Below are 16,211 nucleotides of genomic sequence, written 5' to 3'. Positions count from 1 at the left end.
ACCGAATAAATGATCTACATTCCCGTTTGCGGCTCCACAACCGGCACGACCGTCAGCAGCCGTTGCGTTGAACGCTGCTGAATTCCGGACGACTTTAATTGAAAAGCTTTTTCAATCGTTTCATCGCCATTGGTGATCTGGAAAGTATAAGCTCCGTCGGCCATTTCACTCATGTCAAACCGCTGACGGTATTTATCCAGATTCCGTGGCATGGTTTCTGCAAAGAGGACCCGGTTGTTCTGATCACGTAACCGAACAATAATTTTACTTTTGGGATCATTCTTTTGGATAGTTACCCACAACTTCAGCGGGTTAGCCGACGGATAGGTGGCAGCTAAAAAGGGCTTGTCTTCAGTAGTAGTTTGAGCGAAGGAGGATGGGCCGACCAGGAGAAAGGCACCCAGCAGAAGGGCACCAAGGGGGCGAATGAGTTTTTTCATGTGTGTTCGTATTTGTTGCTTACTGTTCAATTGCAGACCAAAGACAACACCACACACAGACCGGCACCGACGGCCGGGAAAAACGGCAGAAAAAAAGGATGAGTGGTTGTAAATCGGGAAGAACTGCCGAAAAGGCCCGGAGCTTACTTGATTACCGGCACTTCAAAGGTTGAAACCGTCGCACGACGATTTGTGGAAGCCCCCACCACAAACCGGTCTTTCAAACGCAGGAAAGGTTTCTCAAAGTAGGTATAGGAAAGGTACGATAACAGAATCGTGAGCAAGATTATCAATGCATACGCCTGTAAATTGAACAGGAAAGAATGGAGGAGCCCGGGGTTGGCACGTCGACCGGCAAGCAAATTAAGCACCAGGGTAATCGCAACCGGATGATAGATGTATAGTCCGTACGAAATGCTTCCCATGAACTTCATCAACGGATTTTCAAACTGCACAATGGATTGCGGATTAGACGCCAGATTGATCAACAAAAAACAAAAAAATACCGCGTAAAATTCATAATTAATTCCCGGCACCCGGAAACCGGTTGCTATAAAAGCAATCAGGAATAAATACATGATAATCTGAACTGATTTTCGATGTAAAATTTCTAAAACCGGGTGATTTTTAAAAACTAAATAAGCGCCTAATCCACCAATGGCCATGCAGCCAATTCTAAATTGTGCCATGAACATTGATACAAAAAATAAAGCCGGATGGGTTTGTTCTTTGGCAATGTGATACGGATTAAGAACGAACCGATAATAGAAAAAAATGCCTGCCAAAACCAGGCCGATCGCTCCGATTATAACCAATGTTCTTTTCAAATGACGGCTCAATACTAGCCAGGGCCAGAACAAATAAAACTGCTCTTCAACTCCGATTGACCAGACGTGTCCGGAGAGTGGCATGGGCTCATAAAGTCCCACGACGAGGTTGGGCAGCACGAGCATATAGAGCGTTAATTTCTCGTAAAAGTGATGGAACGTGGTTTCTGACCAGATTGGCATTTGAAGAAGGCCGATCGTGGGGAAGACGAAGAAGCTGAGCAGAACGATCAGGAAATACAGCGGCCAAATGCGAAGCATCCGTCGAATGTAAAATTTTGCGATATCGACCGTGCCGGTTTTCTGCTTTTCAGCCAGCAATAAATAGGTAATTAAAAAACCACTCAGAACAAAGAATAACGCGACGCCAAATTTACCAAGTTGGTAAATGACAGGCCTGTCATTTAAATTATCGATGCGAAGAAAAAAAATCGATTTATATTCTTCAATATGATGAATAATGACAGCAGAAGCAGCAATAAAACGAATACCATTAAACCCCTTGAAGTAAACGGAATCGGTCTTAACAGGAAGCATACAGAGGACAGAGTAGAGCGTATATTACATAGATAATCCAGTTAATCGTAAATATATTATTTATATGGATAATTTATAGAATGCGACGGTATTAATCTTCAATGTAGTTTAAATCCTTACCATATGTTTCATCTAATGTTAATAAAGACCAGAAACTAATGATAAAACAAAGCAACCCAACCAGGGCGGCTGCACCGATCACGCCAACCGAAAGTTTGAGCATTTGAAAGAGTGGAATGGTTAACAACGTTGTAGCCCGGACGTTGTTTGCAATGGAGGTCGTAGCGGTGGCGCGCAGGTTGGTACCAAAATGTTCGGCCGAAACGGTTAAAAATAGGGCGATGTAGCCAATCGAGAAACCCAGTCCTATGCAAACGGCATAAAACAGCGGGGCGGACGAAATACCGCCAAAAAGATAAATGCCCACGAACACCAGATTCATCGTCATCAACGCCCCAATAGCCCGTCGGCGGGACCGAAACCACTGGCTCAATGCCCCACTGATCAAATCGCCTACCGCCATACCGATATACGTAAACATGACGGTTCGGCCCGGAGCGATGGGAATGCCCAGGGCTTTCCCGAACTCGTTGCTGAAGGTGGCCAGAATGCCGATTACAAAGTAGGTCGGAACGGCCAGCCCCATACACCGCAGGTAGGTCAGAAAGCGTTTTTGGTTGGAGAATAGCGACCAGAAATTGCCACGCCGGACAGTTTGCTCCTTGATTTTGAGAAACATACCCGACTCGAAAACCGACACGCGCAACAGCAACAACAGCAGGCCCAGGCCCCCCCCGATGAAATACGTTGTCCGCCAGTCGAACAGCACGACGGTGAAATATGCCACCACGGCCCCAAACAGGCCCACACCCGCGATCAGCGAGGTGCCGTAGCCCCGGAGTTCTTTCGGCAGGATTTCGGACACGAGCGTAATACCCGCACCCAGTTCGCCGGCCAGCCCCAGCCCGGCCACAAAACGCAAAACCGCATACGTATCCGCGTCCTGCACAAAACCGCAGGCAATGTTGGCGAGTGAATAGGTAATGATGGACCCGAAGAGCACCGAAAGCCGCCCCCGCTTATCGCCCAGAATACCCCAGAAAACACCGCCCAGCAACAACCCGGCCTGCTGCCAGTTCAAAACCGTTCCCCCGATGACCGACACCTGTTTTTCGTCGAGCCCCAAATCTTTCAGACTCGGTACGCGAACGATGTTGAACAGCAACAGATCGTAGACATCCACGAAATAGCCCAAAGCGGCCACAATAACCGGCAACGTAAACAGCGGGCGGTAGGTTACGGAAGGCGAGGAAGAAGTCATGCCAAAGGAGAATGAGTTAATTTTAAAAGAATGATAAATGTAAAATGATGAACGCCAAATGTAAAAGGGGTTCAGAAGCACCCTGCCTACTTTTACATTTAGCGTTCATCATTTTACATTCATCATTGTTAACAACTTGTCCCTTACTCCTCCAGGTAATTAAGATCTTTCCCGTGCGTTTCGGGAATGGTGAGGATGGAATAAAAGCCGATCGCAAAGCTGATGATTCCAACGGCGACACCCGCATTGACGATGTCGAGTGACGGTTTGAGATACGCGTACAGGCTGGTCATCAGAATAACCGTTCCGCGTACCATGTTCGGCACGGTGGTGGCGGCAGTGGCCCGGAGATTCGTTCCAAATTGTTCGGCGCCGATGGTGACAAACATGGCCCAGTAGCCGATGCCGAAGCCCATCGCCAGAAAATACATGTAGAGTCCCATGACGGTTTTGGGTGCCACATACACGTAAATCAGACTGACAACCAAGGTAAAGCCCATCAACAGTGAAACCGCCTGCTTGCGCGATTTGAGGCCCTGACTGATGACACCACTCGCCAGGTCACCAATGGCCAGGCCAATGTAACACCACATGATGGTCAGACCCGGTTTAACCGGTTCGGCGATGCCAAATGCCAGACCAAACTCGTTGCTGAACGTGGCGAGAATACCGATTACAAACCAGGTTGGCAGACCGATGCCGATGCATTTCATATATTTCGAAAACCGCTCCCAGTTGGTAAAAAATGCGAAGAAATTGCCTTTCTGAACGTGTTTCTGTTCAGAAACCTGCGTAAACATACCGGACTCGATGACTCCGATCCGGAGCAGAAGCAGACCGATTCCCATGGCCCCACCGATCAGAAACGCATTTTGCCAGTTGAACAGCTCGACGGTGAAATACGCGACGACCGCACCGAACAACCCAACCCCGGCCACCAGCGAGGTGCCGATGGCGCGCAATTGTTTGGGCAGGACTTCGGAAACGAGCGTGATGCCCGCGCCCAGTTCGCCGGCCAGCCCGACACCCGCCACAAACCGCATAGCCGCGTAATAATCGGTCGGGTCCATAAACGTGACACGATCGATGAAACCGCAGGCGATGTTGGCAAGTGAATAGGTAATAATGGACCCAAATAATACCGAAAGCCGTCCGCGTTTGTCGCCCAGAACGCCCCAGAGAATACCGCCGATGAGCAACCCGCCCATTTGCCAGTTCAGAATGTTGGCCCCAACGCGGGAAATCTGCTCGTCGTTCAACCCCAGATCTTTGAGGCTCGGAACGCGGACAATGCCAAATAGTAACAAATCGTAAATGTCGACAAAGTAGCCCAGTGCAGCGACAATGACCGGAAGGCCAAAAAGGGATTTGTACGATACCTTTGGCGGGGGAGGAACTGTAGAATGCATTCGTTTGGTAAAAGGATGTTAGGAAAATAGAATGAATGGCAAGTTACCGATTTAGCCACATTTGACCAACTTATCCGCAAAGGTAGTGCCAGACCGGTGGTTTAAATCGGTTGATACGGAGTCGGTTGCGCTTCACGGTGGACGATCACCTGCATGGCGGTTGCCAGGGTCCAAACTTTCAGGGCGACTCTTGAAAAAATGAAGAGTTGCTGAACCATGAACAGCAGGATAATCGGGAGCCAGCCGCTGGTGACAATCCAGGACTCGATCAGGAAGTAGATAGCAAAACAACCCGCTCCTATACTCATCAGGAGCAGATAATAACCAAAAATTGTTCGGAAATGAGCCAAAACAACCCGCAATGCCTGACTGAACGCCAGAAATACCCGGGTGTCATCCTGACGAAAAAGCAGAATTCTGGCGTAATCTCCCAGGCAAAGCACCAGCAACGCGAAGAAGGCAAATACAAAAAAGCAGGCCATCAGAAGATGAATCATACTTTGCTCATTCAGCAGATCGCTCAGGCTGTAGGCCAGCAAGCCGGCGAAAAACATACCGACAAAAGCCAACGCCAGCAGGATGCCGGCGATGCCGAGAAATAACCGAAAAAACCGCCCGAAGCATTCAACACTGGCCGATAAAAACCAGCTCAGCCGGAACGCCTGCCGAAGGTGTTCGGCCGAGGGTGATACATACAGCAGCATACCGCCCGAAAAAAACACGCTCAGGATCAGATACAAAACGCCCAGCCAACTCCCGACAGCCAGCAACGGACCGATAGCCGATTCGCTGTTTTGCATGAAATCGCTGTAAACCGTATAATCAAAGCTATTCAGTAATTTCAAATATGCCAGGGAAGAACCGGCTTCATTTCGGAGCGTCGCATAGGCCGGGAGTAAGACCAGCAAGCCCACCACAAAATGAACAAAATACACCCACAAAACCATACGCCACGAACGAACGACGACGTGTAAGGCACTAAAAATCACCATTTCGGTTCAATAACTATACATAAAAAGACTAGGGTCGCGTTCATTAGTCCGTGTTAAAATCAAACCAGCCATGCCAGCCACTGCATCCAGTTCTGCGCCCAAAACATCAGTTTTGCAGCATATTTAGCGGCCGGGCTGGCGGGTGGACGGGTCGTAAAGCTGTTGTTGTTCAGGTTGGTATCAATGTAGATCTTCTGCTGCGGATCGACTTTCGCCCAGTCGGCGCGGGTCGTCTTCGTTACCGTAAAGGTGTGAGAGCGGGCCTTGCCGTCCCAATGGAGAAGTTCTTCTTTTCCGTTCTCGAAATGCACCAAAACCTCCACCGGCAATTGCGCGTCGCCTTTTCGGTATACCGTAATGGCGGATCGGTACGAACTTCCCTGCTTCGTGCTGCGTACGGCGTGCAATTCGTAGTCACAAACCTGGTTGCCGTAGAGTACCTGATCGAAAAACCAGCTCATATCCGGCCCGAACCGGTTGTCCAGCCGCTTCTGAACGACCTCATTCACGATGGCGATGAAGTTGTCGGCATTGGGGTGTTTGAATTGCCACCGGTTAAAATACGTCCGCATGATTTCGTCCATCACCGGGCGGCCCACCAGCCCGTCGAGCGTCCGCATCCAGGTGGCGGGTTTGAAGTAGGTCAGTTCGCCGTAATAGTCGTCGGGCAGTTGCCAGACATTGCCAAACGAAGGGGCAATCGCCGGATGGTCGAGGTGAACATAGGAGGTGCGCGACAATTCCAGATTGCCCATCTGGTAGCCGAACAGATCGATGACCGACGATTTCGGGCCGTAGGTTTCGTCCATGATCCGGCCTTCGTAATACTGGTTGAAGCCCTCGTCCATCCAGGCTTCCTCAAATTCGTTGGTCGCCAGCAGTTGCATAAAGTACTGATGACCAAACTCATGGATGGTTACCTGCTCCGGTAGCCGCATCCCGGCGGGCATTCCCCAGCTTGTTCCGGCCGTAATGAAGGTGGGGTATTCCATTCCCGACGCGCCCAGCGCCCACACGGGCGGGTCCACGATGGTGAGCGTGGCAAATGGATAGCGCCCCAGGTGTGTATCGAAATAGGCGAGCGCAACCTTGGCCGCATCAATGTGCCGCTTTGCTTGGCCGGCGTGTTCGGGCTGCATCAGGGCGCGAATCGAAACGTGCCGCCAGCGGTCGTCGAACACTTCAAAATCCGGGGAAGCCGTCCAGGCAAAATCGACCACATCTTCGGCGTACCAACGCTGGGTTTTGGTCCCATCCGGATTTCGTCGCTCACTTTTCAACTGACCGGTCGCACCAACGCGGAAGGATGCCGGTGTGGTCATGGCAACGTCGTAGACCCCAAAATCGGCGTAGAACTCCGAATGGGCGTGAAATTGATGGCAATTCCATTGGCCTTGTGTGGCGTAGCGGGTTCCGGCCGGTTCATACACCCCGATCTTGGGAAACCACTGCCCGATCAGGAAAAAATCGCGGCTGTAGCCGGTGCGGGCAAAAATTTTAGGCAATTTGGCCCGAAACGCAATGTCGAGCGTAATGCTCTCGCCGGGTGCAACCGGTTTGCGAAGCGGTACGCGGATCACGGTTTTGTCGTCGGCATTGGCGTCGTCGGGCTGGATAAACCGGTAGTTACCCGTCAGATTTTCATTTTCGGCTTCGCCCGACGCGTCGGCGCGGGTTTTGATCGACACAATATCGATGTATCCAAATGCTTCCGGGTCGTTTTTATCGATAAATTCACCCCGCAACTGCCCCCCCGATTCCCGCATGAAGGTGGATTGCAGGTTCCGGAAGGCATTCAGGTACAAATGAAACTGCAGGTCACGAACGAATTCGTTCGACGGGTTTTTCCAGACCAGCGTCTCTTTGCCCTCCAGCCGCTTCGTTGCCGTGTTGAGCTCGACCTGAATCTGGTAATTCGCAATTCGCGGACTGAGTGGCACCGCAGAAACGGTTTTCTGCGCGTACACACTCCGGCCAAACCAGAAAATACTGACAACGATTACAAAATAGTTCATGCCCCGTTTGAATCCGGTTTCAACGAATTGACCATTCAACCCGCTCTCTACTGATTTTCGCGGAGCCGAATCGGCACAATGGCCTCGGTTTGATCCCAAGCCAGCAGCATGTCGCTCCCGCCCGCCTGGGGCGCAAAACTGATGTAGAACTGTTCGGCCACCGCATTCCGTTTCCGGGCCGCCACCGGCACCCGCAAAACATCTTTGGTCTGGTCGTAACTGGTTCCCCACTGCCCGGTTTCCCGGTTGAAAATAACCATCCAACTGCCTTCCGACGGGATGGTCCAGAGCGAATATTCGCCTTCATCCAGCGGTTGCCCGGCCACGGTGACGTTCTGATCGATTGTGATGATCGTCGCTTCATTTGCGCCCGTCCGCCATACTTCGCCATAGGGTACCAAACCGCCGAAAATTTTGCGCCCTTTTTTATACGGCTGGCAATATTCCACTTTTACCTGAACGCCATTCTGGTCACTGGTCGCAACCGCTTCCGGGCTGGACGACTTGGTAAACGACCGCAGGCCAAAAAAACCGATGAGTACCAAGACCGCAAGGCCGCCGACGATCCATAAGACTTTTTTCATAAAACAGGAATTTTGTTTAGCTAGCAGGAAAGTTATGAAAATTTGTTTGGTTGCGGGTTTCTAACTTATTATAACTTGCAGATAAACCGGCATGTCATTTGTGCGGATGCCCACGCGAACCGCTTGTCAAGTGGCAGGAAATAAACCCATACCGTTTGAAACCGAATAAATACCTTCTCTTTCTGATGACAACCATCGTGGCGTACGGGCTGTTCGAATTTTATCGCCCGAAACCCATCGACTGGAATCCCACCTACACGAACAAGGACAAAATTCCGTTCGGCACCCGGGTGTTGTTCGACCTGTTGCCGGACGTGCTGAACCAACAACCCGTAAAAAGCCTGCGCCTGCCGGTTTACAACCACCTCTCGGATAGTACCTTACCTGTCCGTAGCAACTATATCTTCATTTGTCATACGTTGAAATTGAGCGGTTTTGATCGGAAAAAGCTGCTGGAGTATGCCAATCGGGGTAATACGGTTTTTATTTCGGCCTACGAATTCCCGGATTCACTGGCGATGCGGCTCGGTTTTCGCGCCGATCTGAAAACGCCTACCCTGCGCGATACGACCTTAGGCATGAATTTCACCAATCCGGCGCTGAAAAACCGGGTCGATTATCACTTCCGGCACGACGATGGGCGGAATTTTCTGGTCACCACGAAAGCCGCTCAAACGACGATTTTGGGCCGAAATGCCCGAAACGAGCCTATTTTCCTCAAAATTCAATACGGCAAAGGTGCTTTTTTCATCCACAACCTGCCGCTGGCGTTTACCAATTTTTACCTCCTCGATCCGTCTACGGAAGATTATGCTTACAAAGCCCTGTCGTATCTGCCCGCCCAGCCGACCTTCTGGGATGAATATCAGAAACTGGGGCGTTTCGATGAGGACGAGCAGTCGCTCCTGCGGTATATTCTGACGCAGCCACCCTTGACCTGGGCCTATTACCTCACGGTCGTAGGTTTGCTGCTGTACGTTATTTTTGCGGGAAAACGAACCCAGCGCATCATTCCGCTGGTCGAACCGTTGAAGAATACCTCGCTGGCGTTTGTGCAGAACGTGGGTCGTTTGTATTTCCAGCGCGCCGACCACGGGAATCTGGCCCAGAAGAAAATTCAATATTTTCTGGCGTATGTTCGGGAACAGTTCGGGCTGAATACGGCCATGCCCGATGAAGAATTCAAACTGGCCCTGGCGCGTAAAAGTGGCGTTTCGGAGCCGGATGTTCAGGCCCTGTTCCGTCAAATTGCTTTTTCGCAACAGCAGATGATGAGCGAGTACGATTTGATTCGATTGAACGAGTTGATAGAAAATTTTTATGTACAGGCGAAAGCGTAACTGCGAATTCACACCATGTCTCCCTACGAAAACCGCTTAGATTTAACCGAACTCAAAACCGCCGTCGATGCCATCCGGGCCGAAATCGGCAAGGTCATCGTCGGACAACACCAAACCATCGATCTGCTCCTGACGGCTTTACTCGCCGACGGTCACGTGCTGATCGAAGGCGTTCCGGGTGTAGCCAAAACGCTGATTGCCAAACTGCTGGCCAAAACCATTTCGGTCGATTTCAGCCGGATTCAGTTTACGCCCGACCTGATGCCATCCGACGTTTTGGGAACGTCCATTTTCAACCCCAAAACCACCGATTTTGAATACCGCCGGGGGCCGATTTTCTCCAACATCGTGCTGATCGACGAAATCAACCGCGCCCCGGCCAAAACCCAGGCGGCTTTGTTTGAGGTCATGGAAGAGCGGCAGGCCACCAACGACGGCATCACGTATCTGCTGGCCGACCCGTTTCTGGTGCTGGCCACGCAGAATCCCGTCGAGCAGGAAGGCACTTACCGGCTGCCCGAAGCCCAGCTCGACCGGTTTCTGTTCAAAGTCGTCGTCGGGTATCCCAACGTGCTGGAAGAAGTGAACATCCTGAAAGGCCACCACGAACGCCGGAATCTGGCCGACGCGGTCGAAGCGGTTCAGGCGTCGCTGACGGCGGATCAGTTGCAGGCGTTACGGGCTCAGGTTCACCGGGTTCACATTGAGGATAAGTTGTTTGAATACATTGCTCAGATCGTGCAGAGTACACGCACGCACAAATCGCTGTTTCTGGGTGCCTCGCCCCGGGCTTCGGTGGCGCTCCTGAACAGTTCCAAAGCCCTCGCCACGCTCCGGGGCCGCGATTTCGTCACGCCCGAAGACGTGCAGGAACTGGCCGCGCCGGTGTTGCGCCACCGCGTGTTGCTCACCCCCGAACGCGAAATGGAAGGCGGTACGGCGGATGAAGTGATTGGTCAGGTGGTGCAGAAGATTGAGGTGCCGCGATGACCCTTTTCCGCGCGCTCTACGTTTCTACCCGCGTCTGGCTGTTGCTGATCGCGTTCGTTTTGCTGTTCATTCTGGCGTACGTCTTTCCGGAATTGTTCCCGTTTGTCAAACTACTGCTGGCGGTTTTGGTGGCACTCTGCCTGCTGGACGGCATCCTGCTGTTCCGAAACCCAACTAAACGGGCGGCTTTTTTTGCGCGACGCGAACTCCCCGACCGGCTCTCGAACGGTGACGAAAACCCGGTGACCCTTTACCTCGAAAACCGCTATTCCTTTCCGGCACAGGTCGAAATCATCGATGAAATCCCGTTCCAGTTTCAGAAGCGAGATGTGCTGTTTAAGGCCACGTTAAAACCCAACGAAACCAAAACGCTGCGCTACGAACTGCGGCCGACCAAACGGGGAGAATATCATTTCGGCGCGGTGAACGTCTACGCAATGACACCCCTGCGGCTGCTGAAACGGCGCTACCAGTTTTCGCAGAACAAGATCGTGGCGGTTTTTCCGTCATTTCTGCAAATGCGACAGTATGAATTGCTGGCCATTTCGAACCGGTTGAGCGAAGTAGGCATCAAAAAAGTCCGCCGGATCGGACACAGCATGGAATTTGAACAGGTGCGGGCCTATAGCCGGGGTGACGACGTCCGGACCATCAACTGGAAAGCCACCGCCCGCCGGAGCGACCTGATGGTGAATGCCTTCCGGGACGAAAAATCGCAGGCCATCTATTGCCTCATCGACAAAGGCCGCGTCATGAAATCGCCGTTTGAAGGACTCAGTTTGCTGGATTATGCCATCAACGCGACGCTCGTTTTGAGCAACATCGCCCTGCTCAAACAGGACCGCGCCGGGCTGCTGACGTTCTCGGAACAGATCGGGCAACTGGTAACCGCCGAGCGACGGCCGGGCCACATGCAGAAAATCCTGGAAGTGTTATACCGGCAGAAAACCCGGTTTCTGGAATCGGATTACGAAGCCTTGTATACTAACCTGCGCCGACACATCCGCCAGCGGAGTTTATTACTGTTATTTACTAATTTTGAGACGGTTAACGCCCTGCGTCGGCAACTACCGTATCTGCGCCGGATGGCCAAAGACCACCTGCTGATCGTTGTTTTTTTTGAAAATACCGAATTGAAAACGTTATTGAGCAGCCCGGCCAGTTCGACGGAAGAAATCTACCAGAAAACCATTGCCGAGAAGTTTTATTACGAGAAAAAACTCATTGTCAAAGAATTACAACAATACGGCATTCAGGCCATTTTGACCGCCCCGCAGAACCTGACCGCCGACACCGTCAATAAATACCTGGAACTGAAAGCCCGGGGCATGATTTAGAAAAAATGAAACGACTCCGCTGGCTCCTGATTGGATTGGCTGTCCTGCTGCTTGTTCTGCTGGTCAATACCCTCCGCTTTTCCTCCAAGCAACTGACCGGTGTTCCGCCCGCAGCCGCCGTTGCGGTGGGCGATTCGGCCGTGAACCGGCTGGTGGCTGCGTTGCGGCTGCGGACGGTTTCTTATTCCGATGCGTCGCTGACGGACACCACGCAGTTTGAACAATTCCTCGGCCTGCTCCAGCAATCCTTCCCGCGAATTCATAGCCAGCTCAAACGGGAGACGTTTAACCAGTACGGGTTACTGTACGAATGGAAAGGCAAAAATCCGGCGCTGAAACCGGTATTGCTGACGGGGCATTACGACGTCGTTCCCGTCATTCAGGGTACGCAGAAAATGTGGAAACGACCGCCGTTCGACGGATTGCTGGAAGGCGGTTTTCTGTATGGCCGGGGCACGCTGGACGACAAAAGCAGCGTCATGGCGCAACTCGAAGCCGTGGAAGGACTGCTCGCTACCGGTTTTCAGCCCGAACGGACGATCATGCTAGCCTACGGACAGGACGAAGAAGTTACCGGTTTTCGGGGTGCCCAAACCATGGCCGCCGAACTGGAACGGCGGAAAATTACGCTGGAATACGTGCTGGACGAGGGTGGTGTGATTAAAACCGACGGTATTCCGGGCCTGCCCAAACCGGTCGCGCTCATCGGAATCGGCGAAAAAGGCTACGCCAGCATCGAGTTGACGACCGTCAGTAAGGGCGGACATTCGTCGATGCCGCCGAAACAAACCAGCATCGGGCTTGTGGCCGAAGCGGTGAGCAAACTGGAAAAGAACCCGTTTCCGGCGCGCCTGGACGCGGGCCTGGATCAGATGTTTACGTACATCGGTCCCGAAATGCCGTTCGGACAGCGGATCGTATTTGCCAACCAGTGGTTGTTTGCGCCCCTCATCGCCCGCATTATGGCGCAGTCGAATTCCGGTAATGCGACGCTCCGGACTACCACCGCGCCCACCATTTTTCAGGCGGGTGTGAAAGACAACGTGCTGCCGATTGAAGCCACAGCGACGATTAACTTCCGGATTCTACCTGGCGAAACGGTGGAGACCGTTGCCGAACGCGTAAAGGAAGTTATTGACGATGAGCGGATTCAGGTCAATGTGCTGAAAAAATTCATCAGCCAGCCTTCGCCGGTTTCTGATCCGAATGCGCTCGGTTTCGAACGGATTCACCGCACCATCAAGGGCGTTTATCCCGAAACCATCGTTACACCGTATTTAACGCTGGGCGGCACAGACTCCCGGTTTTACGCCCGGGTTTGTCCGCAAATCTACCGGTTTTCGCCCACGCCCATGAACGACGAAGACACCCAGCGGGTTCACGGCACCAACGAACGGATTAGCCTGAAAGACTACCGGAACATGATTCGGTTCTACGCCACGCTGATTCGGAATAGCCAGCCGTGAAAGGCGGTTTTAGGGTTTTTATTTTATGGTTTATGATAATAGGTTTATAGTTTACAGAATTTGTACTTTTATAAACTTCTTATCCAACCCTATGCCCAAAACCGGTGTCTTGCAGGTATGGCTGCCCTTCTCCTAAACCGACGAATTCCGAACGCAAAAAGCAGCGGTTTTCAATGCCTCATGCTTTGCGGTTACTTTCTCCTTGCTGGCGTATCTTTGGCTTTCGGGCAATCGTCTTCGGTTCACCTCGATTCGAACGGCTTTTTCCAGCTTCAGATTCATCCGTCCATCCATTCGGCAGCGGCTCGGAAGACCCAGAATGCCGTTCTTTCCGTGACGGACGATGCACGACGGCCGGCCAATGCGGCTATTCTTTCGGTGTCGTTCGATGCGGGTTTCGACATCAATGCCATCAGCTTTCTGACCCTGGTCGTAAAAACCTCCACCGATTTTCAGGCACCGGGAGAGGTTATTTACATTTCAGGCAAGGCGCTTGACAAAGGCACCCGAACGCTGCAAATACCGGTTGGAGGATTAAAAGAGAATACCGACTATTATTTCACATTATACCATTCTTCGGGCTGCGATGGAGATGAAACCGGGCAAATCCATTATAAAACCGGAACGGCGCTCAAAAAAAACAAAAAAGTTCTGCTGGTTATGGACAATCAGTACGAAAATGATTCCCAGGTCCAGCAGGCTTTAACGGTCTATAAAACCGACGCTACCCGCGCCGATCCCAATCTTGTTTTTGAGCAAACATACCTTTCTGCCGACCCAACGGAGAAAGGGCAGTTATACGAAAAAATTAAGGCCCGATACTTTGATTCCGAAGCGCCCCTCCATTACCTGTTTTTTATCGGGCGAATCCCCAATGCCAGCATCCGGGCCGACATTCTCGACCACAAAACCAATCAGCCGCTCCCGGGGAGACAAACCTGGTTTTCCAGCCTGGGCGTATACGCCAAAATTCTGACCCAGGATTTCCCCTTCGATCCGCAGGAAAAAGTGTTCATTAGTCGACGTTACGATTGTCAGCTCGCTGGAAAAGAGCCGCTACCGAATGACATTGCACCCGTTTTTTTCCAGTCTTCCGTCTCCGACATTTCGTATGGTGCCCTCGTGCCCACTCGCCCGGAAGAGGGAAAGGCTTATATTTTGCGGTATTTTGAAAAACTACATCAGTTCAAAACCGGTACGATCAAGTTTGACAAAAAGGTGTTGCTGGCCGATACGTTTTACAACGACGGCGGTTATCCAAAACAAATTGAGCAGCTAACCGGGCGCTGGAAGAACAACGATACGATTAACGTACCCCAAAAATATGGCGCAAACTTTCACGGTTTTGATCCGGTCTGGCAGGCGGATTACCTCAAAAAGTTAGGTACAAATTCCTACGAAATAGTCTATTATTCGGGACACGGTGAGCCCGTTTCCCATTATTACGGCATTACACCGAATGCGATCAGAAGCCTTGAAAAGCTTAATACGCTCCTCTTCGATTTTGCCTCCTGTTCGGTCGGAAATGTTGATTTTCAGGATTATCTGGCCGGAACGTATCTTGATAAAGGGAATACGCTTTTTGTCAATTCGTATTCGACTCCGATCGTTTTCGTTACCTATAATAATCAATCGCCGTTGTTAACCAAGTTTAAGGAGAATCAGACTTTTTATGAGATTGCGAAAGGAGCTTACGTGAGCGATGCCTACCGGTATGGCTTCACTGCCAACATAACCCAATATTTATTGGGCGACCCGCTCCTGTTGCTTGATCCGCCCCAATGCAACAATGCTGAACCACTGACTATTTCCACCACCGGCGCCACCGAACTTTGTCCCGGCGATACGGCGACGCTCCGGCTTTCGACCAATTTCACGGATGTTCGCTGGTTCCGGAATGGGCAGGAAATTAGTGGTGCCAAAGGCCATACGCTGGCCGTGACACAAGGCGGTTTGTATACGGCGAAAGCCAAACGATGCGAGCAGGAAGTGAGCAGCGATCAGGGTGTGAGCATCACGTTAAAACCGGGTCCCGAAACACCGGTTATTACGCTTGAAACCTTCCCGGATCGGTTCCGGCTGCGGGTCACGCCAGCGGGAAAATTCACGAGCTTTAGCTGGTTCATTAACGGAGAACGCTGGACCGAAACCACGCGTGACACCACCGTTGCGGCCTTTTTGGGCGATTATACCGTTCGGGTTTCCCAGGATGGTTGTTCGGCCCTGTCAAAACCGGTTTCGGTTCGGATTGAAAAACCGGCGCTATCCGTCACTACCCCCGTCCCCCTTTGCACGGGCGACAGCGTCGCGCTGAAAGCGCCCGATAATTTCAGTTCGTATACGTGGCTGACCAAAGACGGCCCGTCGGTGACAACCACCCGCAGCACCCGGTTCATCAAGCAGAGCGCTTCCGTGGCGGTGACGCCCAAACGGGGCAATCTGGAAGGGCCGACCTCCGATTATGTCACCATGAACTTCTCCCCCAAACCGCCCAAGCCAACCGTGACCCTGGAAAGCAACGGTTTCCGGTCGAGCAGTGCGACGGGCAATCAGTGGTACCGAAACGGTCAACCCCTGCCGGATTCGACGCGCCAGGTTCTGCGCAATCCGGGTGCCGGAACCTATACCGTCCGCGTGACCGGACAAGGTGGCTGCTTCAACGACTCGGACCCGATGATCATCACGGCGGTGGAGCCAACGCCGGGAACCTTGAAAGTGTACCCGAATCCCGGCAACGGAACGTTCTGGGTGGAGTGGCCCGACGCGTTCCGGTCGGGGGATCTGGAGGTGGTGGATAACCTGGGCCGCAAAGTCTACAGCCGTTCCTACACCAGCAAACCGGTGGGGCCGGTGCCGGTCAGGCTGAAAACCGCTCCGGGTCTGTACCTGATGCGGCTTTCGAATGCCGGACAAATTCATACGGTCAAGGTAGTGATTGAAACCGATTGATGGA

The 16,211-nt window shown here is 52.0% G+C and carries 12 protein-coding genes; 5 read left to right on the top strand and 7 right to left on the bottom strand.

Features of this window, described 5'->3' with window-relative positions; genetic code table 11:
- Nucleotides 1-14: 14 nt before the first annotated feature.
- The 7 genes from ACS5NO_RS01080 to ACS5NO_RS01050 all read right to left on the bottom strand — a co-directional run bounded on the left by ACS5NO_RS01080 (nt 15) and on the right by ACS5NO_RS01050 (nt 8,125).
- Nucleotides 15-440, bottom strand: a complete 426-nt coding sequence (locus ACS5NO_RS01080; protein ID WP_439413454.1) for a T9SS type A sorting domain-containing protein — start codon at nt 438-440, stop codon at nt 15-17.
- A 143-nt stretch (nt 441-583) separates the two neighbouring features.
- Complete coding sequence (locus tag ACS5NO_RS01075; RefSeq protein ID WP_439413453.1) at nt 584-1,804, bottom strand: acyltransferase family protein; 1,221 nt, start codon at nt 1,802-1,804, stop codon at nt 584-586.
- Between the two features lie 91 nt (nt 1,805-1,895).
- Nucleotides 1,896-3,125 carry an MFS transporter gene (locus tag ACS5NO_RS01070; RefSeq protein WP_439413452.1) on the bottom strand — a complete coding sequence of 410 codons (1,230 nt, stop codon included), beginning with the start codon at nt 3,123-3,125 and terminating at the stop codon, nt 1,896-1,898.
- Between the two features lie 143 nt (nt 3,126-3,268).
- Nucleotides 3,269-4,534: an MFS transporter gene (locus tag ACS5NO_RS01065; RefSeq protein ID WP_439413451.1), complete on the bottom strand. Its 1,266-nt coding sequence runs from the start codon at nt 4,532-4,534 to the stop codon at nt 3,269-3,271.
- Nucleotides 4,535-4,635: 101 nt separating this feature from the next.
- Entirely contained in the window at nt 4,636-5,526 is an 891-nt protein-coding gene (locus ACS5NO_RS01060) for a hypothetical protein (RefSeq protein ID WP_439413450.1), read from the bottom strand.
- Nucleotides 5,527-5,585: 59 nt separating this feature from the next.
- On the bottom strand, nt 5,586-7,541 hold the full coding sequence (locus ACS5NO_RS01055; protein ID WP_439413449.1) for a M1 family metallopeptidase: 1,956 nt from the start codon (nt 7,539-7,541) through the stop codon (nt 5,586-5,588).
- 47 nt (nt 7,542-7,588) lie between these two features.
- Nucleotides 7,589-8,125: a DUF2911 domain-containing protein gene (locus ACS5NO_RS01050; protein ID WP_150877005.1), complete on the bottom strand. Its 537-nt coding sequence runs from the start codon at nt 8,123-8,125 to the stop codon at nt 7,589-7,591.
- Between the two features lie 155 nt (nt 8,126-8,280).
- Between ACS5NO_RS01050 and ACS5NO_RS01045 the strand changes: the two genes are divergently transcribed.
- The 5 genes from ACS5NO_RS01045 (at nt 8,281) to ACS5NO_RS01025 (ending at nt 16,207) form a co-directional block, all read left to right on the top strand.
- Nucleotides 8,281-9,465: a DUF4350 domain-containing protein gene (locus ACS5NO_RS01045; RefSeq protein ID WP_439413448.1), complete on the top strand. Its 1,185-nt coding sequence runs from the start codon at nt 8,281-8,283 to the stop codon at nt 9,463-9,465.
- A gap of 15 nt (nt 9,466-9,480) precedes the next feature.
- Nucleotides 9,481-10,455, top strand: coding sequence for an AAA family ATPase (locus ACS5NO_RS01040; RefSeq protein WP_150877006.1), 975 nt, complete (start codon nt 9,481-9,483; stop codon nt 10,453-10,455).
- Complete coding sequence (locus ACS5NO_RS01035) at nt 10,452-11,792, top strand: DUF58 domain-containing protein (protein ID WP_439413447.1); 1,341 nt, start codon at nt 10,452-10,454, stop codon at nt 11,790-11,792. Before ACS5NO_RS01040 ends, ACS5NO_RS01035 begins: the two co-directional genes overlap by 4 nt.
- A 5-nt stretch (nt 11,793-11,797) precedes the next feature.
- Nucleotides 11,798-13,258 carry a M20 family peptidase gene (locus ACS5NO_RS01030; protein ID WP_439413446.1) on the top strand — a complete coding sequence of 487 codons (1,461 nt, stop codon included), beginning with the start codon at nt 11,798-11,800 and terminating at the stop codon, nt 13,256-13,258.
- A 117-nt stretch (nt 13,259-13,375) separates the two neighbouring features.
- Nucleotides 13,376-16,207 carry a T9SS type A sorting domain-containing protein gene (locus ACS5NO_RS01025; RefSeq protein ID WP_439413445.1) on the top strand — a complete coding sequence of 944 codons (2,832 nt, stop codon included), beginning with the start codon at nt 13,376-13,378 and terminating at the stop codon, nt 16,205-16,207.
- The last annotated feature ends 4 nt before the right edge of the window (nt 16,208-16,211 follow it).

It is taken from the genome of Larkinella fluvii (assembly GCF_051857545.1).
Classification (GTDB): Bacteria; Bacteroidota; Bacteroidia; order Cytophagales; family Spirosomataceae; genus Larkinella.
Note: the sequence above shows the minus strand (reverse complement) of the source record. Positions and strands in the feature narration are given on the sequence as shown.

Coding starts and splice junctions, on each gene's coding strand:
- ACS5NO_RS01075 (WP_439413453.1), bottom strand. CDS start 1,804: ATGCTTCCTGTTAAGACCGATTCCGTTTACTTCAAGGGGTTTAATGGT.
- ACS5NO_RS01050 (WP_150877005.1), bottom strand. CDS start 8,125: ATGAAAAAAGTCTTATGGATCGTCGGCGGCCTTGCGGTCTTGGTACTC.
- ACS5NO_RS01070 (WP_439413452.1), bottom strand. CDS start 3,125: ATGACTTCTTCCTCGCCTTCCGTAACCTACCGCCCGCTGTTTACGTTG.
- ACS5NO_RS01040 (WP_150877006.1), top strand. CDS start 9,481: ATGTCTCCCTACGAAAACCGCTTAGATTTAACCGAACTCAAAACCGCC.
- ACS5NO_RS01080 (WP_439413454.1), bottom strand. CDS start 440: ATGAAAAAACTCATTCGCCCCCTTGGTGCCCTTCTGCTGGGTGCCTTT.
- ACS5NO_RS01035 (WP_439413447.1), top strand. CDS start 10,452: ATGACCCTTTTCCGCGCGCTCTACGTTTCTACCCGCGTCTGGCTGTTG.
- ACS5NO_RS01060 (WP_439413450.1), bottom strand. CDS start 5,526: ATGGTGATTTTTAGTGCCTTACACGTCGTCGTTCGTTCGTGGCGTATG.
- ACS5NO_RS01025 (WP_439413445.1), top strand. CDS start 13,376: ATGGCTGCCCTTCTCCTAAACCGACGAATTCCGAACGCAAAAAGCAGC.
- ACS5NO_RS01030 (WP_439413446.1), top strand. CDS start 11,798: ATGAAACGACTCCGCTGGCTCCTGATTGGATTGGCTGTCCTGCTGCTT.
- ACS5NO_RS01055 (WP_439413449.1), bottom strand. CDS start 7,541: ATGAACTATTTTGTAATCGTTGTCAGTATTTTCTGGTTTGGCCGGAGT.
- ACS5NO_RS01065 (WP_439413451.1), bottom strand. CDS start 4,534: ATGCATTCTACAGTTCCTCCCCCGCCAAAGGTATCGTACAAATCCCTT.